The organism is Tenacibaculum maritimum NCIMB 2154, assembly GCF_900119795.1.
GTDB classification, from domain to species: domain Bacteria; phylum Bacteroidota; class Bacteroidia; order Flavobacteriales; family Flavobacteriaceae; genus Polaribacter; species Polaribacter maritimus.
Window position 1 is genome coordinate 1,146,668 of record NZ_LT634361.1, and the last position, 25,043, is coordinate 1,171,710.

A 25,043-nucleotide genomic window follows, 5' to 3' on the forward strand; every position below is an offset into this window, starting at 1 on the left:
CATTATTATCATGGATGGAGCACATACAGCAATCACGTTAAAAGAAATTTTATTAGGAATATCTGACAGTTTAAATGAGGCGCAGCATCAATTACGAAATGCGACTCCTTATGATGAATATGGGAGGCCGAATACCTTATACACATTACCTTATTTGGATTTTAATTTGCAAGTAGAAACAACCTTAGAAAAGGCAACTCATACAGTTTCTAATACTGACAAAGCAGGAATGGAAAGAGAATATGCTTTCACAAAAAAGAAGTATTCGCCTATAATGAGATACCGCCCTGTTAGCAAAACAACAAATAGTAAAAAAGGAGATAAGGTTACGAGCACCATATCAGGGCGCTTTGTAGCTATAGCTCCTAATGAAGGGCTACCGCAATTAATTATAGAGGCAAAACCAATCAAAACGGAAGTGTTAGGTGTTTATAATATTGAAGTAAGCGTATTTAACTCAGCAGGTGAAAAAATACCAGGGGCGTTGGTAGAATTTAATTACAACAAAGCAAAAACCACTTTGATTAACTCAGGAATTTCTTTACAGCATACAACCAACTTTGTTAAACAAGGAGAGTTAATTACGAATCATGAAGGAAAAGTTTTTAATAAAATAAGAATAAATACTACTGATTACAATGCTAAATGCATCATTCAAATAGATATTAACGTAGGAACAGTGATCACAAAAATTTCAATTCAAAAATATTAATGATGTCAGTTAAATATCGTTCGCTATCATTTCAATGTCAATTATATACAGCAGCTAATCAAGGTGTAATGAATTATTTGATTGATATAGAGTTTTTTAATATAAATCAAGGAAAATGGGACAAATTACAAAAAGAACTTCCTTTTAAGGAGGGGAAGTGTACCTTTTTATATACCATTCCATCACGTATTCCTAGAACAGCTATAGTACCTAGAATGATAAGAGAAACTATAGCGTCAGGAAGTATGCCAATGTTTCGTATTGTTGTTTCAGGAATTGAAAAAACGCAAATAATAGCAGAGGCACCATTGGTAAATATACATCCTAAAGAAGCACGCATTAGTATCGATTTCCAAAAATTATGGCTACTGGATAAGGCGCTAGTTGTAAATAGAAATGTAGAAAGCATTATTGCAACTCCTGTCTTTTTGGGAGCGATAGAAAAAGAGCAAATCAAGCTGAGGAAAGAAAAAGAAAAATTGATAGAAAAAATTGCGATGCTTCAATCAGAAAATGAAGAGACCAGAAGCACTTTAAAAGGAGAGATAAATAGGTTATATGTTAATTTAAGAGAGTTGCGAGAAAACACAAACGCAATTAAGGAAGTTTTAGAGAAAAAAGAAAAGGAAATAGTGGCGTTAAAAGAACGTTTAAAAAATAACGATGTAATTAATAATAATGCTGAAGAAGTAAGAGAGTTGCGTTTAAAAATTAAAGCATTGACGGAAGCAATAGAGATACTAAAGAAAGAATACTTTTTTCTAAAAAAAGAAAAGCAGCAAATTGAAGCAACGTTAGAGAAGGCACAGAACGATTTGATAGTTAATCAAACAACAATAGATAAGCTAGTAACTCAGCTTAAAGAGATGCAAGCTAGTAATAAAGATAAAAACCATGAGATTAAAAGATTACTAGCAACGGTAAAGGATAAAGATCAGGATCTTAAGGATTTAGAAAAGCGTTTGGAAGAGGTGAAAAGTTATATAGATGCAGAACACCCTAACAAATTAGCAGCTAAAAAAGTGTATCATAGTATAATGAGTGATATTGCTATAGCAGATAAAGAAATGAGTACTTCTAGATTTAAATTAGCTAATATTTCAATGAATTTAAAAGCAACTATTGAAAAAGGACCAGAGGGTACTATGTTAGGGTTGTTAGATTTTGAAGCAGCAAAGCAAATTAATGGAGCGGCTGTTAGTGATATTCATATTGATATCATTCCTAATCAAACAACAACAGCAAAAACCAATACCATTCCTAACATAATAGGTTTAACGGAAACAGCTACAAGAAAAATGTTAACAAGCTACGGGCTTAAATTAGAAGTGGTATATCAGCCAACCAATGATCCTAAATTAATAGAAGGACAAGCCATTAGGCAATCTCCCGAAGCAGGAAAAGAATTTTATGAAGGAGAAGAAGTAATTGTAATTTTTGCCAAACCATTAAAAAACTAAGAAAAAATGTCAAAGAATTCATACGACTATTTAAAGGATGCTTTTGCAGCACCTTTAGGAGATTTTATAGCCTCAATAGGAGAAGGAGTAGGAGAAGCACAAGCAGCTTTGGATAAAGGATCATTAAGTCAAACATTAGAAATATATAATGAGGATCCTGATAACTCAGAAGCTTCTTTACAATTATTAAGAGAAGTAGGGTACCAACCAACCTTTTACACCATTCCTAAAACAACAGCAAAGGCTAAAATAGCATTGTCATTATCACAACAGCCCAATACTGTTTTGAATGGGAGCGCTGTTTTTAAACCTAAGATGTATGCAACTCCAATAAATGCAACCAATAGTAATAGATACAATATGAACTTGAATGCAAGTGCCGAAATACAATTTGATATTGTGCCGATACCTCCTTCTGATAGTCAGTTGATTAGGTTTTTGCCTAATGTAATTTTAACTAATAAAAAGAATGCAGAAGGAAATTTGATGCCAAGGAGGTTTAAAGAAATTAAACTATTACTCAATGAGTATAATTTAAGGTATGCTTTTTCAGAAGAAGTGAAAGAGGAGGAAGTGACAGAAGATACTGTTTTCTCAACGCAAATTCCTGCTTATTTTGAAGGGAAGAAGCAAATTTTAAAAGTAGATGATATTATTATACTAGGAGGTGTGTTGTAAAAAAGGCATATAAGCATGGTTTTTATAAAAGTGCTTATATAATAAAGGAAGGAGGATATAAAAAGATGCTTGGGAAAGAAAAATAATACATAAAAATGAAAATTAAATAGCACAGGAAATGATACCAATTATAGATACAGGACATGGGTATAATACACCAGGAAAAAGAAGCGAAGGATTTTATAATGAAGAAGGAAGGGTTTTATTAAAAGAAAATTCCGTGAATGAGGCTGTGGGCAATAAACTTTCTTTATTATTTTATTTAAATCATAAAGAAGCTCATTTTATAAGTAATGAATGGTATGATATTTCTCTTGAAGAAAGGATAAGAAGAGAAAAGGAACTAGCAAATGATAATACTTTTTTTATAAGTATCCATGCAGATGCTTTTCATGTAAAGAATAAAGCTAAAGGAGGTAGGTTTTTTTATTATTCAAATAAAGGAAGGGAAATTGCTTTACATTTAACAAATTATTTAAAAGGTAATGGATATGGACTTTCATTGAGAGAACCTATGAAAGCTAATTTTAAAGTATTAAGAGCTACTCAAAGTCCTGCTGTATTATTTGAAATGGGATTTATGACTACGAAATCTGATTTAGAAATATTATTAACAGATGAGTTTAGGAATAAAACTGCAGCATTACTATATGAAGCTATAACCTCTATGCGATGAAAGATAAGTATTACATCATAATGATCGTTCTTGTTTCTGCCATAGGGTTAGGGAAACATTATTATGATAAGAAAGAGTTCAATGCTCTGATGATTCAAGTCAAAGAAGATTTGGAAAGAGAAAAGAAAAATGTTGTTAGCTTAAAAGATAGTATTCTTTTAAGGAGGAATAGTGAAATTAATCTATTAATTGAAGAAAATGAAAAAGCAAAAGCAAAAAGCGCCTATTGGTACACTATTGCAAAACGTAAAAATCTTAATCCTGATTACGATATTGATTTTATTACCGCAGCAAACATACTCGCAAATAGTAAGTATAGACCTACAAAATCAAAAGACAGTATTAGACAGGAAAGCTACGATAGATAAAGCGAAATTTGTAGAGAATGAAAAGCGATTACGGATAGCAAATACAAAATTATTAGAAATAATTAGAAAGCAAGATAGTGCTATCCAGTCGTTATCTAGCACGAATATTTCTAAGCTAGAAACGATTAAACTTCAAAACATACAAATACTTAAACTTAGTCAAACTGTTCAACGATATACAGAGATGCAATTAGGTTATGAGGAAAAGAAAAAAAGGAAACTTACTTCATTATTTTTTAAGTTAAGAGCGGATTACTTACCAATGACAAATCAGTATTTGCCAAGTACGGGACTAACATATTTTTGGAGAAAAGTAGGAGGAGGGATTCACATAGGCTTTTTTAAAGATAGAATTACTTATGGAGCTGAAATAGCTATCAGTGTGTTTTAATGCGTAAAGAAAAATTGATTTAAGTAGTGGTTCTTTTAATAACTTCTGAAGAAACTTCAATAAAAAAGTGGGATTTTGAAAAAAAACATTGTAGTGAATATAAGTGATACTTTATAGAAATAGTTGTTTATTTGTGATTCAAATAAAATTACTGATGCGATGAAAATTAATATGTTAATTTACGGTTTACTTATATCCTTATTTTCACACCCGCATCTTGACATTTAGCGTCAGCGTAATGGCAAGTATTAAAAGGAGGTTTAAAAAGAAACGAGCATATTATTAGCCATTTATAATGGTAAAACGATAAGTTAAAAAAGAAGCTACCTTACATTGTTTTGTGAGGTAGTTTTTTGTTTCATAAAAATAGTAGCAAAATAAAAACGGTTGCCATTGCAAATGGCAACCTGCAAAGGGGTTTAGTAACTCTTTATCGTTAAGTTGTTCTGCATTACCACCATTCATTAAAAAGTCAGTTGTAGTATTTACAGCAATGGCAATTTTTTTTAATACGTCAGAAGAAGCGTTAGATTTACCAGTTTCATATCTACCAATCTGTATGTATGTAATACCAACTTTATCGGCTAGTTGTATGGTGAGGTAGTTTTTTGTTTCATAAAAATAGTAGCAAAATAAAAGCGGTTGTCATTGCAAATGGCAACCTGCAAAGGGGAATGAAACCTCTCCGTACCTTGACATTTAGCGTCAGCGCAATGGCAAGACTTAAATGTAGGTTTAAAAAGAAACTGGCATATTATTAGCTATTTGAAATGACATAAAGAGAAGCTTACAATAGTAATATTAAAGCTTTTTTTGTATTTTAGTTGTGTTATGAGTAAAGGAACAACAAGTTACAGAATACAAGATGAAAATGCATTATATTTTTTAACATTTAGTACGGTAGAATGGATAGATGTTTTTACAAATAAGAAATACCAAGATATTGTAGTAACAAGTTTACAATATTGTATAGATGCAAAAGGCTTAGAGTTGTGTAGTTGGGTAATCATGAGTAATCATATACATTTAGTAGCAAGAGCCAAAGAAGGCTATAAAATGACAACTATTTTACGAGATATGAAAAAGTTTACAAGTAAGAAAATACTAAAAGAAATACAAGAAGGTTCAGAAAGTAGGCGAGATTGGTTGTTGTTAGTTATGAAAAAGTCAGCGGAGAAAAATAGTAAAAAGCAAAATTATCAGTTATGGCGAAATGATAATCATCCAATAATTTTGTATTCTAATGCGGTTATTTACCAAAAGATAAATTACGTACATCAAAATCCAGTAAAAGCAGGTTTGGTTTTCAATCCGGAAGATTATGTATACAGTAGTGCTGTAGATTATTCAGGGAAGGCAGGTTTGTTACCAGTAATTAAGACTAAGCTTTTTTAGATCAAAGACCCATGCTAGCACGAGTATTTAAAGTAATTCCACACCTTGACATTTGAGCTTTAGCGGAAATGGCAAGTTTTAAAAGGAAGTTTAAAAGAAACTATAATATTATTAGCTATTTATAATGGCAAAACGATAAGTTAAAAAAGAAGTTATCTTGCATTAAATGGTGAAGTAGTTTTTTGTTTCATAAAAATAGTAGCAAAATAAAAACGGTTGCCATTGCAAATGGCAACCTACAAAGGGGAAGATCTTCTGGAGTTAACAACAACAACAACAATTCAAGGTTCTAATAAAGAGCAAAAAGCTTTTATTAAAGAGATGTTAGGTAAGGCTAAAGATTTAGGTAACGATTTAAAAAAATAGATTACTATGAAATATATTAGAAGATTAGAGTCTAAACATTTAGATAATGTAATTTATGAATCTAAAAATTCAAATTCAAATTTTGTCATTGAAATAGCAAAGAAATCTTTTTATTTAAAATTGAATTCAGAAATAGAAGATGAACCAAAGAAAGTTTATGAGGATGAAAAAGTTATATTTGTAGAGCTAAATAATACAGTTTTTATTTTTTCAGTTAGTGAAGGTAGTTTACTATTTATGAGTAAAATGTATGATGATTTTGATTCAGTGAATAAAGTATATAATGGTTAAAATCTTTCCTGATTTCATTGAAGATTATGAAGTTATTAATAAAAAGTTATGTGTTTTTTTAAATGATGAAAAGTTCGAACTTTTATTATAATGTATTGATAATGTTAACAGCCCCCGCACCTTGACATTTAGCGTCAGCGTAATGACAATATTTAAATGGAAGTTTAAAAAGAAACGAGCATATTATTAGCCATTTGTAATGGCATAACGAGAAGTTAAAAAAGAAGCTACCTTGCATTGTTTTGTGAGGTAGTTTTTTGTTTATTAGGAGTATGCTTTTTTAGTTTTGGCATCTCCGCACCTTGACATTTAGCGTCAGCGTAATGGCAATATTTAAATGGAAGTTTAAAAAGAAACGAGCATATTATTAGCCATTTGTAATGGCATAACGAGAAGTTAAAAAAGAAGTTTCCTTGTATTAGATTGTGAAGTAGTTTTTTGTTTCATAAAAATAGTAGCAAAATAAAAACGGTTGCCATTGCAAATGGCAACCTGGAAAGAGGAATGAAACCTCTCCGCACCTTGACATTTAGCGTCAGCGTAATGGCAATATTTAAATGGAAGTTTAAAAAGAAACGAGCATGTTATTAGCCATTTGCAATGGCAAAACGATAAGTTAAAAAAGAAGTTTCCTTGTATTAGATTGTGAGGTAGTTTTTTGTTTATTAGGAGTATGCTTTTTTAGTTTTGGCATCTCCGCACCTTGACATTTAGCGTCAGCGTAATGGCAATATTTAAATGGAAGTTTAAAAAGAAACGAGCATATTATTAGCCATTTGCAATGGCAAAACGATAAGTTAAAAAAGAAGTTTCCTTGTATTAGATTGTGAGGTAGTTTTTTGTTTATTAGGAGTATGCTTTTTTAGTTTTGGCATCTCCGCACCTTGACATTTAGCGTCAGCGTAATGGCAAGGTTTAAAAAGATGTTTAAAAAGAAACGAGTATATTATTAGCTATTCTATAATGGCAAAACGAGAAGTTTAAAAGAAGCTACCTTATATTAGTTTGTGAGGTAGTTTTTTGTTTTATAAAAATAGTAGCAAAATAAAAACGGTTGCCATTGCAAATGGCAACCTAGAAAGAGGAATGAAACCTCTCCGCATCTTGACATTTAGCGTCAGCGTAATGGCAATATTTAAATGGAAGTTTAAAAAGAAACGAGCATGTTATTAGCCATTTGCAATGGCAAAACGATAAGTTAAAAAAGAAGTTTCCTTGTATTAGATTGTGAGGTAGTTTTTTGTTTATTAGGAGTATGCTTTTTTAGTTTTGGCATCTCCGCACCTTGACATTTAGCGTCAGCGTAATGGCAATATTTAAATGGAAGTTTAAAAAGAAACGAGCATATTATTAGCCATTTGCAATGGCAAAACGATAAGTTAAAAAAGAAGTTTCCTTGTATTAGATTGTGAAGTAGTTTTTTGTTTCATAAAAATAGTAGTAAAATAAAAACGGTTGCCATTGCAAATGGCAACCTGGAAAGAGGAATGAAACCTCCCTCTCCGCACCTTGACATTTAGCGTCAGCGTAATGGCAATATTTAAATGGAAGTTTAAAAAGAAACGAGCATGTTATTAGCCATTTGTAATGGCATAACGATAAGTTAAAAAAGAAGTTTCCTTGTATTAGATTGTGAGGTAGTTTTTTGTTTATTAGGAGTATGCTTTTTTAGTTTTGGCATCTCCGCACCTTGACATTTAGCGTCAGCGTAATGGCAATATTTAAATGGAAGTTTAAAAAGAAACGAGCATATTATTAGCCATTTGTAATGGCATAACGATAAGTTAAAAAAGAAGCTACCTTGCATTGTTTTGTGAGGTAGTTTTTTGTTTATTAGGAGTATGCTTTTTTAGTTTTGACATCTCCGGACCTTGACATTTAGCGTCAGCGTAATGGCAATATTTAAATGGAAGTTTAAAAAGAAACGAGCATATTATTAGCCATTTATAATGGTAAAACGAGAAGTTAAAAAAGAAGCTACCTTATATTAGTTTGTGAGGTAGTTTTTTGTTTTATAAAAATAGTAGCAAAATAAAAACGGTTGCCATTGCAAATGGCAACCTAGAAAGAGGAATGAAACCTCCCTGCAAGGTGCAGGACGCTTTTGTGGCTGCAATGAAACCTCCCTGCAAGGTGCAGGACGCTTTTGTGGCTGCAATGAAACCTCCCTGCAAGGTGCAGGACGCTTTTGTGGCTGCAATGAAACCTCCTTGCAAGGTGCAGGACGCTTTTGTGGCTGCAATGAAATCTCCCTGCAAGGTGCAGGACGCTTTTGTGGCTGCAATGAAACCTCCCTGCAAGGTGCAGGACGCTTTTGTGGTTGCAATGAAACCTTCCTGCAAGGTGCAGGATGCTTTCGTGGAGAAATGAAACCCACCACACCTTGACATTTGAGCGCTAGCGGAAATGGCAATATTTAAATGGAAGTTTAAAAAGAAACGAGAGTATTATTAGCCATTTGTAATGGCAAAACGGTAAGTTAAAAAAGAAGCTACCTTATATTAGTTTTTGAGGTAGTTTTTTGTTTCATAAAAATAGTAGCAAAATAAAAACGGTTGGGCAGGATGCTTTCGTGAATGTAATGAAACCTTGTTACCCCACTGCTGCGCGAATGAGCTGGACTATTCCAATACATTTGATGTCTTTTTTATGAATGGAGTCTCTTGATATTTAGCATAATCATAATGACAAGTGTGTTACAGAATGTTTATAGGGAGTCGTTTTTAGGTTTTTTGATAGAATCTTTTTTAAATATCTTTTCAAAGTTTTCTAAAGCTTTTTCTTTAATTTCTTGTTTGATGTTTTTGGTAATATTATCCTTAATACTTTTTTCTATAATATATATTGATTTATCTATTTTTGATTTGGTATCAAACACTATCTTATATTCATAATATTGGAACACGCTGATAAGGATTGCAATGAGGCCTATAAATAATCCAATTAAAGAGAGATATGTCTTTTGTAAATAAAAAAAAGAGATCAAACAAAGTAGAATGGCAATGCAACTTGGAAAAATTGCATAGAAGCCAATACAAGGAATCAAAGAAAAAAGTAGCGAATAAATAGTTAAGAAAAAGCTTATTATTGTTAATGACTTAAGATTTTTTGAAAGGTTGAAATTCATATTCCGTGTTGTTTATAAAGGGCAAAGAGGAGCTGTTTTTAGGGAATAAAAAAGTTAAGGTACTTTTATAAACGCTAAAAATAGCAGCAAAGTGCTTCACTGATTATTTGTATTGAATATTTTATAGCAGATTTTTAATTTAATAAACTGTGTATAGTCTTAAATATACAAAAAAGATACGAATGGTAAACACCAGCTTTTTTGTTATGTTAAAAGGAAGAGAAAGTAAAAAACTTTGTTAATCACTTTGGCATTAGAGCTTGTAACTAACAAAGTTTTTATAGCTATTTAGGAGAAAGGGTTAAAGTATCTCCTGAATTTTTTGAATTTGAATGTCATAGGACAATTTCTCTATTGCAAATTTTTTATCGCTTTTAAGAAACCTAAAAGAGAGCACTCCACTGTTGTAGTTACCTGTTTCAATGGCATTAGGTATATTAAGTGACTGCTTAGCAATATAAAAAATATAATTCCCTTTTTCATCAATTTTAACATCCTCTTTAGTAAGTTGTGTCTTAGTAATTAGGTAGTTAGGTGTGGTATAGTAAGGAGAATAAAATGTCCAAGAGAAATAATCACATTTTGGTTGATTTTGTACTGTAACTTTAGCAATTTCATCGTTTTGCAAACTCAAATATACTCCTTCGTAAAAGATATTTTTAGAAGGAAAAAGAGCTGCTGCATTTTTAGGATTTAAAATGATTTTAGCATCTGTGCTATTTGGAAATTTACTAAGAGAGTTTGTTAAATCAATAGAATTGGCAACCAAACTAGTTACAAAGGAAGAAAAATTGCTTTTGGTGCCTTCATTTTTAGTATTGGTTTCTTTACTATTTACACTGGAAGTGTTTTCAATATATGGCATCGTTTTTAGGTCAGATAAACGAAGCTGGTAGTTATCATAATATTCTCTTACGATAACGATATAATCTTCTTCTTGAATAGGAAGCCAATTGGTATCTTTAAAAAGGTTTTCTTTAGCAAGGATGATTTCATAATCGCCATTAGCCTCTATGGTTATTTCTCTAGAAGAGATATTTCCAGAAGGGTAGTTAAAGCCATCTTCTTTTCCATATACTTGAATCCCTATATAAAGCGCCTTTCCTTTATTTCCCTTGATTTTATAAGTATGTTTGTTAGAAATAAAAGCGGAGTAGTAGTTGGTGGAAGGATTGTCTCCAGCAACTTTTCTTTCAAGGGTAATCCAGTTCGTAAACTTAGGAGCTGTGGTGCTGTTGTTTTGATACAGTAGGTCTTTTGCCAAAGAAAGAGTATTGACAAAAAAGTTCATTGATTCTTTCTGATATGAATGTACTTGGTGTTTTTTACTAAAAGCTTCTAACGTATGTAATTGATCTGATAAGAAGTTATTTTCCTAAAACTTTTTATTCGGATTCTCTTTCTCTTGAGAGCAAGAGCCTAAAAGAAGAATTGTAGCTGAAAAAAGTACTGCTTTTTTTAAAAAAAACATAAGCTATTGTTTTTTAGATTATTTACAGTCGTTTTCTGTTAATAAACGTATTTGATTTGTTTTAATAAGCTCAAAAGTACTATGATATCGAGAAGGAAATTCTCCAAATTCTGCTTTTCCCGTATCAATAAGCTTTAACTCAGCAAAAACTTCCGTATAAGGTTCTTTCTCTTTTGTAAGTTCATTATATTGTTTCGTTAGTTCATTATGCTGATCGTTAATCCAATAATTTTTATGCTCTCCACAAGGTGTAAAAGAAGAAACTTCAAAACCAATGACTAAGGTTCCTTTATAAACTTTAGGAGTTTGCTTAAATAAAAGTGTTTCTCCTTTTCTTAAAGAAGTTTCTCCTTGCCATTGTATAAGCTCATAGATATTATTACTATATCTAACTCCAGAAGCAGAAGGAACTTGTGTTAATTGTATCAAATCACCTTTAAATATAAGTTCTACGTCATCAGTGTTTTCAGGGAAAAATAGTTTTAAAGAAGTTCCATCATCACCAATAAAAGAATGGTAAAAATCACCAGCATTTATAACAGTTGTGTCATTTTTTATTTTTGAAACCTCTTTAATTAGTTTATATGCAGCAGGAGAAGATTTTTCTTTTCTAGCTACTTCAATAAGGTATTCAAATCCTGGTTCGTATTCAAATCCTTCAATAGTATCATAGAGTTCCCAAGCGTTGCTGTTTTCTCTCTTTACAGGTAGGCAGCCGGTAGTTGTTTTGGTACAATCGAAGTTATAAGGTGCAACTGTAAATTTTAAAGTATTTTTTGGTGCATCACAGGATACAAATAAAATAGCTGTAAGTAATAATAAAGGGATAGTTTTCATATGGATATTAGATATATTTTTTATACAAAACTATCAAAAAAAGGGAGGAAGAACCCCGATAAATAAGTTAATAAAAAAGTTAAAATTGGCTACTACATCTTTTTTTAGTGGGGAAATTATCTAGTATTTTAAGTGCTTTTTGTAAAAAAAAGCATAAATCATTAGAGAAATATGATACATTGTTATAAGTAAGAGTGACGACTTATGTAGAGGTATTTTTGATTTGAATGATTTGGGCAGCAATGCTGACTGCAATTTCTTCAGGAGTTTCACTTTTGATAGAGAGGCCGATAGGAGCATAAATAGAATTAAGTTCATTTTGAGAGAAGCCGTCTTTTAGTAACGTTTCCCACATAGTTTTCAATTTAGCATTACTTCCTAAAACACCAATAAACTTGTAATTACCTTTTATTAACTTACTGAGTACTAATTTGTCATCAACATATTTGTTTGTCATAATAGCAATATAAGTATTGTTCTCTTCTGGAATTAATGAGTTAATGCTTTGGTAATCCGTCACAATTTTTTGATGAGCACTGTTGTTGTTTTCTAAGGTATTTAGTTGTTCCCTATTATCTAAAACAACAACATAAAAGCCTAATTTTACAAATAGTTCAGAGACAGCGAAGCTTACATGTCCTCCTCCAATAATGTATAAAGTGTTTTTGAATCCGATATGTTCTTTAAAAAACCAATTTTCCTTAGAACTAATTAAGCATTCAAACCTATGCTCTAAAATGTCAGAGGAAAAATCAAGATGAGAAGGAAACAGACTTAAAGTACCTTTTTCTCCATTAACTAAGCAAGAAATAATACGTTGGATACAACTGCTGTATGAGGGAGTTAAAAGATGAAAAGCCACTGTTTGCTCGCCAGAACAAATCATTCCAGAACCATCCTTAATAGTTCCGCGATGAATTTGTTTTTTTATAAATATAGGAGGTTTTTTGAGTATTAATAGCTGTTGGGCTTCTTCTACAAGTGAAAACTCCATAACACCTCCCCCTATAGAACCAAAAATAAAACCATCTTCTGCAACCAACATTTTAAAGCCTTTTCTACCAGGAGAACTCCCTAAATTGTCAATAACTGTTAGAAGATATACGTTTTGGTGGTTTTGTAATTTAGTAAGTAAATGTTTCCAGAGTTTCATAATATTCAAAATTTATAGTTTTACGTAATTTTTGAAAGAAGATGATCGTATTAAAATTTATACTGGTTAGCTATTTAAAGATCGTTTCACTTAAGGCATAGTAAATAGCCATTACCGCAGAGAAAATAGCACTTGCCATAAAACGCCAATCCAATCGAATTTTATTTTGTATGATAAAATTAGCTACCAGAGAAATAGGAATATTGGCTATAAAAGACCAAACAGCAATAAGAAAGAGTTGTATATTAATTTGTGCATAATTTCCTGAAAAAAGTTTGATAAAAACTAAGTGCCTAAAAATCCATAGAGGATTGAAGTAAGCGATTGCTAAGCTAGTTTTAGCAAGTGTTTTTTTAAAACCGTTTAAAGAAACGGTTTTTTGATCAATCCAAGTGAAATAATTAGGAATTTCAAAGGCGTAGATAGTAGCTCCAATCAGGAGCATTCCGAGCATTCTATACAGAGAAAAATCATGTAATAAAAGAGCTGCAATAGTATCTCCAGTACTATAAATAACAGCTCCTTTGAGTATGTTTTGTTGCGTATATTTCAGAGTAATTGAATTTAAAATGGTGAACCGATTAAAAAGTTAATTATAAAAACCTTATGTAGTTTCATAGAGTGCCATTAATACCTTTTCAGGAGTAAAAGGAGCATGAAATTTCAACGTATGTTTAGAATTGAATGCTTTTACAGCTTGTTGAATTGCAAAATAAGTACCAATTCCGTACATTAAAGGAGGTTCTCCCACAGCTTTTGATTTTTGAATAGCCATATCGTTTCCTTTTGTTACTACAGGGATTATTTCTACTGTTTTTGGTGCAGAAAAAATATCAGGAACTTTATAGGTGGATAAAGCATTAGATAATAATTTTCCTTCTTTATTATATGCGATTTCTTCCATAGTCATCCATCCGATACCTTGTGCTAGTGCGCCTTCTATTTGACCAATATCAATACCTAAATTCATAGAAATACCAAAATCATGCACAATTTTTACGGCATCTACTTCATAAGTACCTCGTAAGCAATCTACTGTAACACAGGTGATAGCCGTACCATATACATGATAGGCAAAAGGATGCCCTTTTTCTTTAGTCTTATCAAAATGAATTATAGGAGTGGCATAATGAGCATTTTCAGAAAGCGCTACACGTTGAAGCATTGCTTCAGCAATTAATGCTTCCCAAGAAAGAGTCGTTTTTTCACCAGCTACAAGAATCGCATCATTTTGAAATGTGATGGTTTCTTTTTTTGAAGAAAGTATTTGAGCAGCTACTCGGGTTAATCTTTCTATCAAAGCATTGCAAGCCATTTCAACAGCTTTACCATTCAAATCAGCAGTAGAACTAGCAGCGGTAGGAGAAGTGTTGGCTACACGAGTCGTATTGGTGGTTTCTAATTTTATCTTATTAGGAGATATTCCCATAATAGATTGTGCAACTTGTAGCATTTTAGTATTTACACTTTGCCCCATTTCTACGGCACCAGTAGAAATTCCTACACTGCCATCTTGATAAATATGAACCAAAGCGCGTGCATGATTCATGGGGGTGTTGGTAAATGAAATACCAAAAGTAATTGGCATTAAAGAAATTCCTTTTTTATAATGCTTGTTTTTTTGATTAAAAGCGGTAACATCTTGTGTTAGTTTTTCTAGATTAAATTTTTCTTTAGCAGTAAACCAAGTATTCTTAGCTTCTACTTGCGTAGCTATTTGTCCGTATGAAAACTCATCATTCTCGCTTAATAAGTTAGCTTCTTGTATTTGTATTTTAGAAACTCCTATTTTATCGGCAGCATTTGCAATAGCACTTTCAATAACAAACATTCCTTGTGGACCTCCAAAACCTCTAAAAGCAGTATTGGGAGGTAAGTTCGTTTTACAGCTATAAACCGTAGTGCTTACATTAGGAATAAAATAGCTATTGGTTGCATGAAACAGCGTTCTTTCAGCAATTGCAGGAGACAAATCAGCAGCGGCGCCAGAGTTTTGTAAAAAAGACACCTCAAAAGCTTTTACTTTTAAATCTTTAGTCAATCCGATTTTGTAAAAAGAAGTATAAGGATGACGTTTTCCTGTCATTCGTAAATCATCATGCCGATTTAGCATATACTTAATAGGGCGATTCAAGTGTTGTACGGCTACAGCTGCCATAACAGCCCAAGGAGTTGCCTGGTCTTCTTTTCCGCCAAAACCACCACCAAGACGAATTACATCTACCTCTATTTTATGCATTGGAATGCCTAATACCTTAGCAGCTGTTTTTTGAACAGCAGTAGGCCCTTGAGTTGACGAAATCAATTTGATAGTTCCATTTTCTTGAGGAATCGCATAGCAGCCTTGTGTTTCTAGGTACAAATGTTCTTGACCATTTGAAAAAGTTTCTCCTTCAAAAACATATTCGCAATCAGAAAAAGCCTTGTCAGAATTTCCTAGCTTAAAAGAGCGAGGAGCATTGATAAAATGTTCCTTTTCTTTAGCTTCTTTTGCGGTGGTGATAACTGGTAACTCCTCAATATCAATTTCAATTAAAGCTCTTGCTTGTTTGGCAATAGCCTCACTTTCAGCAACTATAAAAGCTATTGGTTGCCCCCAGAAATGTACTTCGTCCTCTGCCCATAATGGTTCGTCAGGTATAATTCCTCCAATTTGATTTTCTCCTAATATATCTTTGTAAGTGAATATTTTTACAACACCATCTAAAGCTTCCGCTTTGGTATAGTTTACATTTTTTATTTTTCCATGAGCTTTAGGAGAGTCAAAGCATAACCCAATCAAAGCATCTTGCCTTAGCATTAAATCGTCAACAAATAATGATGTACCTCTAACGTGTGTAAAACTGTCAATATTTTTCATGGTTTTCATTAGGCAGTTAGTTTATTAATATCAATTTGATTAGGAAATAATTCAAGAAAATGTGCAAAGAAGAGTTGTCTGGCTAATAAGCGTTTATAAGTGGCAGTTCCTCTAACATCGCTTATTGGAGAAATTTCTAATTGTAATATTTTTTCAGCTTCTTTTACTGTTTCATTGGAAAGTTGCTTTCCTATTAGGTAAGCATTTGTTTTATGAAGATATTTAGGAATGGCGGCCACACCTCCCATAGAAAAATGGGCTTCTGTGATACAATTGTTTTTTACACTTATACTACCAGCAGAATTAACACTAGCAATATCTAAATGAGTACGTTTACTTACTTTTTCGAAGTTAAAGAAATCATAGACTTTAGGAGTTTTGAATGAAATTTCTTTGAGAATTTCATCATGCTCTAAATCAAAAACCTTATAATCTTTATGAAAATTATAAAAAGAGATTTTCCTTGTTACCCCATTTTTATTTTGAATAGTTAAGTTTGCATTCAATGCTAAAAAGAAAATAGACATATCTCCAATAGGAGAAGCATTAACAAAATTACCTCCAATAGTTCCCATATTCCTAATTTGCTCAGAAGAAACCAACTTTAAAAATTGTTTTAACTTAGGAAAGAAACCTTCTAGTTGTTTGTTCTCTAAGATTTCAGTAACGGTTGTGTTGGCGCGTAAAGAACAGGTATTTTCTGTAAAGGAAATACCTTTTAGAGTAGGATTGTTGGCAAGTAAACAAATATTTTCTTGTGCCATTTGGTCGGCGTAACGTACATACACATCTGTTCCGTTAGCAACTTTAGTGCTATTTAAAGAAGGCGACGTAGATGCATTACCTGAGTTGTTTAGTAGTGCTTTTAAGCGTTGAGGAATGCTTTCAAAATAATCAGGAAGAAACCCCTCTTTGATTAGCCATTTTAGGGGAGCATTATCATTTTTTTGTTGCAGTTTATGAGTTATTTCAATACCTGCTTTTTCAATAGATTTATAGCCTGTGCACCTACAAATATTTCCACTAATAGCATCGTTGCAAGTAGTTGTTTTATCATTATTTAAAGCAAATCCTGTCATAGATACCACAAAACCAGGGGTACAAAAACCGCACTGAGTAGCATAATTACTTACCATTGCTTTTTGAGTTACATTTAATAAGTTATTCGGTAAATTAATACCTTCTATAGTAACAATATGTTTGCCGTTTGCATTTCCTAAAGGAGATATACAAGAAGTAATGCTTTTATAAGTAATGGAATTATTATTAGGAGTACCTACTAAAACGGTACAAGCTCCACAATCGCCTTCTCTACAGCCTATTTTAGTACCTTTTAGTTGTTTGTGATTTCTAATAAAATCGAGCAAAGTAACTCCTGTTTTTACAGATGTTTTGATAATCTGATTGTTAAGTATAAATTGTATCATATTCAGGGAGCAAGATACAAAATTGTAAGGATTCTTTTTAAAAGTGATTCACTAATAAAGAGCCTTTTATAATGAAAGCAACGCTTTATATTGTGAAGTGATTTCAACTTTTTGTTTTGAAGCGAAAATTTAGGGTTTTTTATCCTAATACGTCTTTTTTGAGTAATATAGCCTTCGCTACGTTGTGAAAAAAAGCTAAAATTAGGGAGAAATAAGACAGCTTTGCAGGCATCAAAAAAAGTTGCAACCACTTCTGTATTTGAATTTCAAAAAGAAGAGTGAAATTAAAGAGCTAAAAAAAGCCTCTAAAAAGAGGCTTATGAAATACTATAAAAGGGAAAGTCTTTTTTAATAGTGAACGTATCGTTGTAAATTTGCATCTTCACAAATAAAAGATAAGTTAGGACTGTAAATATTCGTATATTCTAAGTAAGCCTCGCCGCAATCAGGTTCGTTATAGTGATTTACGATTACTAATTTTCCTTGCTTTAAAAACTCTAGAGCGTCAGATTCAATCCACCAATTTTTATTGTAATTATGAGATTCATATAAAACACCATCAAAGTTTTCAGCATTTTTTACCGTATTTTTCGCCATACATTTCATACCTTTCTTATGAACATAATCACAAAGTGCTTGAAAATAAGCGATTCCTTCTTCCTCAGTAACTTGAAATCCATATTCTTCTTTCAGTTTCTTATCGGCAAACCAATCCATATTGTCAAACTCAACCCAGTCGCATCCCCAAGAGGCTATTTGATCTATTCGAGCTTTCATAATGTCAAGTATTCCTGTAGTTGTAGAGTTTACAAAGTATTCTTGATTCCATCGCGACCAAGCTTTTTTTACTAAAAAAGGCTTTATCTTAGAAAAGTCAGCTCTAAAAATCTCACCAGTACCGATACTAATATAAGCACCTACTTTGTTGTTATGTGCTTTTATATCAGCAACAGATTGCGCAATGTTTTCTTGAAAAGGATCGATCAATACATATGCATTTCTAGCTCTTACTAAAATTTCAGGAATTTTGTCTTTTTCATAATTTTCTTGATAAGCTTGATTGAACACAGTGATAGCTCTAGAATTAGCTCTTGATTGACTTTCCTTACTGCAAGAAATAAAGAGTAAGGCATTTGTTAAAAATAAAAAGAGATATTTTTTCATGGGGTTTAATTGTTTAGTTATAAGTATGATAAACGATTATTTTTTTGATTTATTGTGCGTTGTAAAACGCTATAGAGCCTAAATGAATGGGTACAAGAAACTCCTGTAGCATCAAATAATGAATTAAAAATTACTAGAAAATAGTGTTTTATTCAAAAAAAGGCAATGAGAATAACTAACTTTTAGCTAATAAGAGAAATGAATATGTAAAAGTTTATTGAAAAATAAGCAAAATTTTTGTAGTGTAATTCTTTTTGTTTCATGGGGGAATAATTAAGTTTAGAATTTTAGGATAAAATTATTAGTTTTCTATAAAAAAAACAACTTTTTTTATTTGTTTATTGCTGTGCACTGTCATCTTATATAAAATTAAACCTTAGTTTTGTAAACTATTTAGTAAAAAAGAAATAGAAACTATTGCTTAATATCGTTTTTATATACGGTTACATTGCTAAGTTTGCTTTATTTTTTGAAAGCGGATAAAACTATAAAACAATTCTAAAAAAGGAAAGGTGTAATAATTGTTAAAATTGATGATTCAACAGAAAAAAACAATAATAGAAAAGGGTAATTTTATACCTTTAGAAAATAATTTAGATGGATAAGCATGGATTCAGCAAAATATAGGATAATTGAAGAGGTTCAATTAAAAGAATCTGTAACGTATGAAGTGATTGAGGATGCTGATAAAAAATTGAAAAAGATACGAAAGAAGTTAGGCGAGCTTCAAAATACAATGTACGCAGAAGGAAAATATAGTGTACTTATTTGCCTTCAAGGAATGGATACTTCTGGGAAAGACAGCTTAATACGTGAAGTATTCAAACAATGCAATGTTAGAGGTGTAGAAGTGCATAGTTTTAAAGTACCCACAGCATTGGAATTAAAGCATGATTTTTTATGGCGACATTATATTGCCTTACCAGCAAAAGGAAAAGTAGGAGTATTTAATAGAACGCATTATGAAAATGTGCTAGTAACAAGAGTTCATCCTGAATATATATTTTCAGAAAACATTCCTACAGTTAAAACTATTGATGATTTGGATGATGCTTTTTATGAAAAAAGAATGGAACGAATCAATGAGTTTGAAAAACATGTTTCAGAAAATGGAACGATTATTTTAAAGTTTTTTTTAAATTTATCAAAAGAAGAGCAAAAAAATAGGTTGCTAAGAAGACTGAATCTTCCTGAAAAAAACTGGAAATTTTCTGCGGGAGATCTTGAAGAGCGTAAGCTGTGGGAGCGGTATCAGTTTTGTTACGAAGAGGTATTAAACAAAACATCTACAAACTATGCCCCGTGGTTTGTAATACCAGCAGATGATAAAAAAACATCTAGATACATTGTAGCTGAAATTTTATTAGAAGAACTAACAAAATATGGGTTTAAAGAACCTCTATTGTCAGCTAAGATGCAATCACAAGTAGCAGCATTTAAAGAACAATTAAGAAACGAATAAATAATTTATAAGAAGAAAGTATGGTATGAGTAATGCCTTCCTTTTTTCTATTTTACGATATCACATGAATTTAAAATTAACAAAACCAATTATATTTTTTGATTTAGAAACTACAGGCGTTAACATAGCCAAGGATAGGGTTGTAGAAATATCTATATTAAAAGTATTTCCAAATGGAAACAAAGAAAGTAAAACATGGTTAGTAAATCCTGAAATAGAAATTCCGAAAGAATCCTCAGATATCCATGGAATCACCAATGAAAAAGTAGTTAATGAGCCTACTTTTAAAACATTAGCTCCTCAGATTAATGCAATGATTGCTGATGCTGATTTAGCTGGATTTAATTCTAATCGATTTGATATTCCGTTACTAGCAGAAGAACTATTAAGAGCAGGTATTGATTTTAATATGAAAGATCGTAAGGCTATTGATGTGCAAGTAATTTATCATAAAAAGGAGCAGCGAACATTGAGTGCTGGATATGAATTTTATTGTGGAAAAGAATTGGTAGGAGCCCATGGAGCAGAAGCAGATACAAATGCTACTTACGAAATTTTATTAGCGCAGTTAGATAAATATGATGATATAGAAAATACAGTAGCAGCATTGAGTGAATTTTCAACACACGGAAAACGTGCCGACTTTGCAGGGTTTGTATTGTTTAATGAAAATGATGAAGAAATATTTTCATTCGGAAAGTATAAAGGAAGGGTGGTAGAAGAAGTATTAAAAGAAAACCCAGGGTATAATGCATGGATTCAAAATGCAGACTTTCCTTTATATACTAAAAAAGTGCTAAAGGAAATTAAGCAACGAATGTCAGTTCCTAAAAAAAAGATGACTGATGAAGAAAAACTAAAAGCTTTACAACAAAAGTTTAATTTAAGATAAAAAATATTGTAACTGTTTTTTAGTAAAAAAGATACTTAATAATATAACAATGTACACAACTTATAAAGAATTACCTCATAATGCTCGTATTTGGGTGTATCAATCTAATAGAGAATTAACCACTAAAGAGGTAGAAATAATATCAGAAAAGGCAACAGAATTTATCAATCAATGGACTCGCCATGGAGATGATTTAAGAGGGTCATTTATTATCAAATACAATCATTTTTTAGTATTAGCAGTAGATGAAAGTTTTAACAATGTTTCTGGGTGTTCTATAGATGCTTCTGTTCGTTTTGTGAAAGGTATTGAAGAGATGCTCAAAATCGATTTTATGGATAAAATGAATGTGTCTTTTAAGGATAGGAACATGATCAATATTTTAAAATTATCAGAGTTTCAAAAGTTTGCCAAAGCGCAAAAAATAACATCAAATACAATTGTATTTAACAATATGGTCAACACAAAAGAAGACTTTGAAACAAAATGGGAAGTTCCAGCAGATCAAAGTTGGCATAAACGTTTTTTGGTATAAAAATTGATCAAAAACAACGTATTGTTGTAACCAAGGGTAAATTTAGAAATATGAAGAGAAGAATACTTTCATTATGTCTTTTAATGATAGGGATACTTGCTGTACAAGCGCAAAGTATTGCCCCGTTGAGAGCACACGATGTTGTAAAACAAGAGAAATGGGTAGATAGCATTATTAGCTCCATGACTATTGATGAAAAGATTGGGCAGCTTTTTATGGTGCAGGCCTATTCAAATAAAGGAGTAAAGCACGAAAAGTTTATTACAGATATGATCAAAAAGTACCATATAGGTAATTTGATTTTTATGCAAGGAACTCCCAAAAAACAGGCGCTATTAAATAATAAATATCAAGCACTGTCCAAACTTCCTTTAATGATAGGTTTTGATGGGGAATGGGGATTGGATATGCGTTTAAAAAACACTTATCGTTTTCCTTGGAATATGACTTTAGGAGCTATACAAGACTTATCACTGATAGAGGAATTTGGAGAGCGACTAGGGCAACATTGTAAGCGATTAGGGATTCATATTAATTTTGCACCTGTAGTAGATGTAAATACAAATCCTAATAACCCTATTATAGGAAACCGTTCTTTTGGAGAAAGTAAAGAAAATGTAGCGGAAAAAGCAATAGCTTTTACAAAAGGAATGCAACGTGTAGGGGTGTTGGCAAATGCAAAACATTTTCCAGGGCATGGAGACACGGCAACAGATTCTCATCATACTTTGCCTACGATTAATTTTACAGAACAACGATTGGATTCTGTGGAGTTATACCCTTTTAGAAAGTTATTTGATGCAGGAGTAGGAAGTGTGATGACTGCCCATTTAAGTATTCCTGATTTAGAAGCAAACAGAAAACTGCCATCATCGTTATCCCCTAGTGTTGTTACAAATTTATTACAACAAAAATTAGGTTTTTTAGGTTTGGTAATTACTGATGGGTTGAATATGAAAGGAGCGGCTAATTATTCTTCTTCGGCAGAAATAAACCTAGCAGCAATTCAAGCAGGAAATGACCTTTTATTAATACCCCAAGACATTCCTAAATCAGTACAATTGATAAAGAAATCTATAAAAAGTGGTATTTTATCAGAAGAAAGGATAGAAAGATCTGTTAGGAAAATTCTTAGCGCAAAATACTTAGTAGGACTGCATGCTTATAAGCCTATTTCTTTAGATGATTTACAGGAAGAATTAAATAGTTTAGAAGATGAGGTACTTCATAGAAAATTAATAAAAAATGCGATAACGGTTCTGAAAAATAAATCGGAAGAAATTCCTGTAAGAGATTTAAAAGATAAGAAAATTGCTTACGTAGCATTAGGAGATGCAAAAGGGAATCATTTTTCAAGCATGCTAAAAAAGTACACAGAAGTAACTACGGTATCTGATAGTAATTTAAGTAACCTTATCCATAAATTAAGTCCATATAATTTAGTAATTATTGGATTTCATAAATCAAATGCGACCCCATGGAAATCGTATAAGTTTTCAAATAAAGATTTAGTGTGGTTGCAAGAAATAGCAAGGAAAAAGACAGTTATTCTTGATGTTTTTGCAAGTCCTTATAGCTTATTAAAAATCAAAACATTTAAGAATATAGAAGGGGTAATTGTATCGTATCAAAATAGTATATTATCTCAGGAGCTTTCAGCACAAGCAATTTTTGGAGGCATTGCCTTAAAAGGAAAGTTGCCGGTTTCTATTAAAAGGAAGTTTAAAGAAGGAACAGGTATTATAACTCCAAAGTTAAATAGGTTGCAATATACGATACCAGAAGAAGTAGGAATGTCATCAGAAAAGTTATCGGAAATAGATAAGCGAATAGATACGATCTTACAAGAAAAAATGGCCCCAGGAGGGCAAGTAATTGTAGCGAGGCATGGAAAGATAATTTATAATAAAACCTTTGGATATCATACCCATCTAAAAAAGAGAAAAGTAAAAGAAACAGATATTTATGATTTGGCTTCACTAACTAAAATATTAGCATCGCTTCCAATGATAATGAAGGCTGATGAAGATAAAAAAATATCCATTTATTCTAGTTTGCAAGAGGTGTTACCTTCTCTTAAAGGAACCAATAAAGATACGGTGGAAATAAAGGAGGTTCTTTCTCATATGGGGAGATTAAAAGCTTGGATTCCTTTCTATAGAAAAACGCAAGATAGTGTTACTAGAAAAAATTTAACGGCATTATACCGTTCTCGAAAGTCTAGTAAATACCAAATAAAAGTAGCTAAGAATTTGTATTTGGATAAAAGTTATAAGGATTCTATTTATAAATATATAAAAGAGGCAGATCAAAGAGAGCGTAAAGATTATAAGTATAGCGATTTAGGATATTATCTTTTAAAAAGAGCTTTAGAAAAGAAATATAAAAAACCTTTAAACAATTTAGTAGATGAAGAGTTTTATGCTTCCTTAGGAGCAAATCGTACTTCTTATTTACCTTTAGAGAAATTTAAAAAATCGGAAATAGTACCTACAGAAAAAGATACTTATTATAGAAATCAATTAGTGCATGGATATGTTCATGATATGGGAGCTGCTATGCAGGGAGGGGTAGGTGGCCATGCAGGACTATTTGCAAATGCAAATGATGTTGCCAAAATTATGCAAATGTATTTGCAAAAAGGAACTTATGGGGGAAAAACATATCTAAAACCAGCAACAATAAAAAAATACAATAAAAGATACTATGCGAATAAAAAGGTTCGTAGAGGATTGGGGTTTGATAAACCGCAAATAAACCCTAAAGAAAAACCAACATGTGGTTGTGTTTCTGATAAAAGTTTTGGACATAGTGGTTTTACAGGAACTTATGCTTGGGCAGATCCAGAAAGCGATATTGTGTATGTTTTTTTGTCTAATAGAGTGTATCCTACCATGCGAAATAGAACTTTAGTAAAAACAAATATGAGAACTAAGATACAAGAAGATATTCAGCATGCGATTCTCGATTAAGATACTATAGTTTGAACATAGAAAAGAAGCTTATGTTACATTGAATTAAGCTTCCTTTCCTGCTAACAAACTAAACTATACGACGAATATAGCTCAGAAAAACATGGATTTATGAAGAAAAAAGATAAATGAAATGAAGGTATAGTCGAAACGTCCTTTTTTTAAGGAGAATGAAATGAACAAGTAGTTCAATTCTTTCTAATAAGGTGTTTAAAAAGTAAAAAAGAAGCCATCCCCCCGGATTGAGCTTCTTTTTTTAATAAATAACTAAACTATGTGGTAAATATACTCCCAAAAGGAGAAGCTGCTACCTAAATTAGACGAGCTGAATTATGATACCGTTGAAGAGGTATTTTCTTTCACTAAAAGGCTATTACGAGCCAGCTTTTTATGAGGCAAATAAGTATTCAATTCTTTCTAATAGGGTATTTGAAAAGTAAAAAAGAAGCCATCCCCCCGGATTGAGCTTCTTTTTTTAATAACTAACTAAACTATGTGGTAAATATACTCCCAAAAGGAGAAGCTGCTACCTAAATTAGACGAGCTGAATTATGATACCGTTGAAGAGGTATTTTCTTTCAATAAAAGGCTATTACGAGCCAGCTTTTTATGAGGCAAATAAGTATTCAATTCTTTCTAATAAGGTGTTTAAAAAGTAAAAAAGAAGCCATCCCCCCGGATTGAGCTTCTTTTTTTAATAACTAACTAAACTATGTGGTAAATATACTCCCAAAAGGAGAAGCTGCTACCTAAATTAGACGAGCTGAATTATAATACCGTTGAAGAGGTATTTTCTTTCACTAAAA

The 25,043-nt window shown here is 31.8% G+C and carries 23 protein-coding genes; 14 read left to right on the forward strand and 9 right to left on the reverse strand.

Translation table 11 applies throughout. The features are described 5' to 3' along the window. Positions 1-10: 10 nt before the first annotated feature. The 6 genes from MARIT_RS05340 to MARIT_RS15425 all read left to right on the forward strand — a co-directional run bounded on the left by MARIT_RS05340 (position 11) and on the right by MARIT_RS15425 (position 4,285). Positions 11-712: a hypothetical protein gene (locus MARIT_RS05340; protein ID WP_100210974.1), complete on the forward strand. Its 702-nt coding sequence runs from the start codon at positions 11-13 to the stop codon at positions 710-712. After that, a complete protein-coding gene (locus tag MARIT_RS05345) occupies positions 712-2,172 on the forward strand; it encodes a PASTA domain-containing protein (RefSeq protein ID WP_100210975.1) in 1,461 nt (486 codons plus the stop codon). Before MARIT_RS05340 ends, MARIT_RS05345 begins: the two co-directional genes overlap by 1 nt. 6 nt (positions 2,173-2,178) lie before the next feature. After that, positions 2,179-2,850 (forward strand): hypothetical protein, encoded by a 672-nt coding sequence (locus MARIT_RS05350; RefSeq protein WP_100210976.1) that lies wholly within the window; start codon positions 2,179-2,181, stop codon positions 2,848-2,850. 118 nt (positions 2,851-2,968) lie between these two features. Further along, entirely contained in the window at positions 2,969-3,526 is a 558-nt protein-coding gene (locus tag MARIT_RS05355; protein ID WP_100210977.1) for an N-acetylmuramoyl-L-alanine amidase, read from the forward strand. Then, positions 3,523-3,894, forward strand: a complete 372-nt coding sequence (locus MARIT_RS05360) for a hypothetical protein (RefSeq protein ID WP_024741426.1) — start codon at positions 3,523-3,525, stop codon at positions 3,892-3,894. The genes MARIT_RS05355 and MARIT_RS05360 overlap by 4 nt, the downstream gene beginning before the upstream one ends. Next, positions 3,800-4,285, forward strand: coding sequence for a hypothetical protein (locus tag MARIT_RS15425; RefSeq protein ID WP_157926195.1), 486 nt, complete (start codon positions 3,800-3,802; stop codon positions 4,283-4,285). The genes MARIT_RS05360 and MARIT_RS15425 overlap by 95 nt, the downstream gene beginning before the upstream one ends. Positions 4,286-4,567: 282 nt before the next feature. Here MARIT_RS15425 and MARIT_RS16170 read toward each other — a convergent pair whose 3' ends face one another. Further along, a complete protein-coding gene (locus MARIT_RS16170) occupies positions 4,568-4,879 on the reverse strand; it encodes a helix-turn-helix domain-containing protein (RefSeq protein WP_100210978.1) in 312 nt (103 codons plus the stop codon). 237 nt (positions 4,880-5,116) lie between these two features. Here MARIT_RS16170 and MARIT_RS05375 point away from each other — a divergent pair, with 237 nt between their 5' ends. The 4 genes from MARIT_RS05375 (at position 5,117) to MARIT_RS05385 (ending at position 8,707) form a co-directional block, all read left to right on the forward strand. Next, entirely contained in the window at positions 5,117-5,680 is a 564-nt protein-coding gene (locus MARIT_RS05375; protein ID WP_100210979.1) for an REP-associated tyrosine transposase, read from the forward strand. A gap of 228 nt (positions 5,681-5,908) precedes the next feature. After that, entirely contained in the window at positions 5,909-6,046 is a 138-nt protein-coding gene (locus tag MARIT_RS15430) for a hypothetical protein (RefSeq protein WP_157926196.1), read from the forward strand. A gap of 6 nt (positions 6,047-6,052) precedes the next feature. Next, positions 6,053-6,337, forward strand: a complete 285-nt coding sequence (locus tag MARIT_RS05380; RefSeq protein ID WP_100210980.1) for a hypothetical protein — start codon at positions 6,053-6,055, stop codon at positions 6,335-6,337. A gap of 2,007 nt (positions 6,338-8,344) precedes the next feature. Next, entirely contained in the window at positions 8,345-8,707 is a 363-nt protein-coding gene (locus MARIT_RS05385) for a hypothetical protein (protein ID WP_100210981.1), read from the forward strand. 337 nt (positions 8,708-9,044) lie between these two features. Here the strand turns inward: MARIT_RS05385 and MARIT_RS15435 are convergent, their stop codons facing one another. From MARIT_RS15435 to MARIT_RS05425, 8 genes are all read right to left on the reverse strand, one after another. Beyond that, positions 9,045-9,242: a hypothetical protein gene (locus tag MARIT_RS15435; protein WP_157926197.1), complete on the reverse strand. Its 198-nt coding sequence runs from the start codon at positions 9,240-9,242 to the stop codon at positions 9,045-9,047. A 523-nt stretch (positions 9,243-9,765) separates the two neighbouring features. Further along, positions 9,766-10,755, reverse strand: coding sequence for a DUF1214 domain-containing protein (locus MARIT_RS05395; protein WP_100210983.1), 990 nt, complete (start codon positions 10,753-10,755; stop codon positions 9,766-9,768). Between the two features lie 198 nt (positions 10,756-10,953). Beyond that, entirely contained in the window at positions 10,954-11,772 is an 819-nt protein-coding gene (locus MARIT_RS05400) for a DUF4377 domain-containing protein (protein ID WP_024741430.1), read from the reverse strand. Between the two features lie 202 nt (positions 11,773-11,974). Then, complete coding sequence (locus MARIT_RS05405) at positions 11,975-12,925, reverse strand: XdhC family protein (RefSeq protein ID WP_038025640.1); 951 nt, start codon at positions 12,923-12,925, stop codon at positions 11,975-11,977. A gap of 70 nt (positions 12,926-12,995) precedes the next feature. Continuing rightward, a complete protein-coding gene (locus tag MARIT_RS05410; protein ID WP_197706284.1) occupies positions 12,996-13,370 on the reverse strand; it encodes a hypothetical protein in 375 nt (124 codons plus the stop codon). 159 nt (positions 13,371-13,529) lie between these two features. After that, positions 13,530-15,794 (reverse strand): xanthine dehydrogenase molybdopterin binding subunit, encoded by a 2,265-nt coding sequence (locus MARIT_RS05415; RefSeq protein WP_197706285.1) that lies wholly within the window; start codon positions 15,792-15,794, stop codon positions 13,530-13,532. After that, positions 15,794-17,212, reverse strand: a complete 1,419-nt coding sequence (locus MARIT_RS05420) for an FAD binding domain-containing protein (RefSeq protein ID WP_100210984.1) — start codon at positions 17,210-17,212, stop codon at positions 15,794-15,796. Before MARIT_RS05420 ends, MARIT_RS05415 begins: the two co-directional genes overlap by 1 nt. 348 nt (positions 17,213-17,560) lie before the next feature. Then, positions 17,561-18,376 carry an endo alpha-1,4 polygalactosaminidase gene (locus MARIT_RS05425; protein ID WP_024741435.1) on the reverse strand — a complete coding sequence of 272 codons (816 nt, stop codon included), beginning with the start codon at positions 18,374-18,376 and terminating at the stop codon, positions 17,561-17,563. A 607-nt stretch (positions 18,377-18,983) separates the two neighbouring features. Between MARIT_RS05425 and MARIT_RS05430 the strand changes: the two genes are divergently transcribed. The 4 genes from MARIT_RS05430 (at position 18,984) to MARIT_RS05445 (ending at position 24,237) form a co-directional block, all read left to right on the forward strand. Next, positions 18,984-19,838, forward strand: a complete 855-nt coding sequence (locus MARIT_RS05430) for a PPK2 family polyphosphate kinase (protein ID WP_024741436.1) — start codon at positions 18,984-18,986, stop codon at positions 19,836-19,838. A 64-nt stretch (positions 19,839-19,902) separates the two neighbouring features. Further along, positions 19,903-20,730 carry a 3'-5' exonuclease gene (locus MARIT_RS05435; RefSeq protein WP_024741437.1) on the forward strand — a complete coding sequence of 276 codons (828 nt, stop codon included), beginning with the start codon at positions 19,903-19,905 and terminating at the stop codon, positions 20,728-20,730. A gap of 49 nt (positions 20,731-20,779) precedes the next feature. Beyond that, a complete protein-coding gene (locus MARIT_RS05440) occupies positions 20,780-21,265 on the forward strand; it encodes an ABC transporter ATPase (protein WP_100210985.1) in 486 nt (161 codons plus the stop codon). 50 nt (positions 21,266-21,315) lie between these two features. Then, positions 21,316-24,237 carry a glycoside hydrolase family 3 N-terminal domain-containing protein gene (locus tag MARIT_RS05445; RefSeq protein WP_100210986.1) on the forward strand — a complete coding sequence of 974 codons (2,922 nt, stop codon included), beginning with the start codon at positions 21,316-21,318 and terminating at the stop codon, positions 24,235-24,237. Positions 24,238-25,043 lie beyond the last annotated feature (806 nt).

Excerpts from the sequence above, each read along its gene's own strand:
- MARIT_RS05440 (WP_100210985.1), top strand. The coding sequence starts at position 20,780 with ATGTACACAACTTATAAAGAATTACCTCATAATGCTCGTATTTGGGTG.
- MARIT_RS05430 (WP_024741436.1), top strand. The coding sequence starts at position 18,984 with ATGGATTCAGCAAAATATAGGATAATTGAAGAGGTTCAATTAAAAGAA.
- MARIT_RS15430 (WP_157926196.1), top strand. The coding sequence starts at position 5,909 with ATGGCAACCTACAAAGGGGAAGATCTTCTGGAGTTAACAACAACAACA.
- MARIT_RS05410 (WP_197706284.1), bottom strand. The coding sequence starts at position 13,370 with ATGCTCCTGATTGGAGCTACTATCTACGCCTTTGAAATTCCTAATTAT.
- MARIT_RS05400 (WP_024741430.1), bottom strand. The coding sequence starts at position 11,772 with ATGAAAACTATCCCTTTATTATTACTTACAGCTATTTTATTTGTATCC.
- MARIT_RS05375 (WP_100210979.1), top strand. The coding sequence starts at position 5,117 with ATGAGTAAAGGAACAACAAGTTACAGAATACAAGATGAAAATGCATTA.
- MARIT_RS05345 (WP_100210975.1), top strand. The coding sequence starts at position 712 with ATGATGTCAGTTAAATATCGTTCGCTATCATTTCAATGTCAATTATAT.
- MARIT_RS05360 (WP_024741426.1), top strand. The coding sequence starts at position 3,523 with ATGAAAGATAAGTATTACATCATAATGATCGTTCTTGTTTCTGCCATA.
- MARIT_RS05425 (WP_024741435.1), bottom strand. The coding sequence starts at position 18,376 with ATGAAAAAATATCTCTTTTTATTTTTAACAAATGCCTTACTCTTTATT.
- MARIT_RS05435 (WP_024741437.1), top strand. The coding sequence starts at position 19,903 with ATGAATTTAAAATTAACAAAACCAATTATATTTTTTGATTTAGAAACT.
- MARIT_RS05355 (WP_100210977.1), top strand. The coding sequence starts at position 2,969 with ATGATACCAATTATAGATACAGGACATGGGTATAATACACCAGGAAAA.
- MARIT_RS05350 (WP_100210976.1), top strand. The coding sequence starts at position 2,179 with ATGTCAAAGAATTCATACGACTATTTAAAGGATGCTTTTGCAGCACCT.
- MARIT_RS05420 (WP_100210984.1), bottom strand. The coding sequence starts at position 17,212 with ATGATACAATTTATACTTAACAATCAGATTATCAAAACATCTGTAAAA.
- MARIT_RS05395 (WP_100210983.1), bottom strand. The coding sequence starts at position 10,755 with ATGAACTTTTTTGTCAATACTCTTTCTTTGGCAAAAGACCTACTGTAT.
- MARIT_RS05405 (WP_038025640.1), bottom strand. The coding sequence starts at position 12,925 with ATGAAACTCTGGAAACATTTACTTACTAAATTACAAAACCACCAAAAC.
- MARIT_RS05445 (WP_100210986.1), top strand. The coding sequence starts at position 21,316 with ATGAAGAGAAGAATACTTTCATTATGTCTTTTAATGATAGGGATACTT.
- MARIT_RS05415 (WP_197706285.1), bottom strand. The coding sequence starts at position 15,794 with ATGAAAACCATGAAAAATATTGACAGTTTTACACACGTTAGAGGTACA.
- MARIT_RS05380 (WP_100210980.1), top strand. The coding sequence starts at position 6,053 with ATGAAATATATTAGAAGATTAGAGTCTAAACATTTAGATAATGTAATT.
- MARIT_RS05340 (WP_100210974.1), top strand. The coding sequence starts at position 11 with ATGGATGGAGCACATACAGCAATCACGTTAAAAGAAATTTTATTAGGA.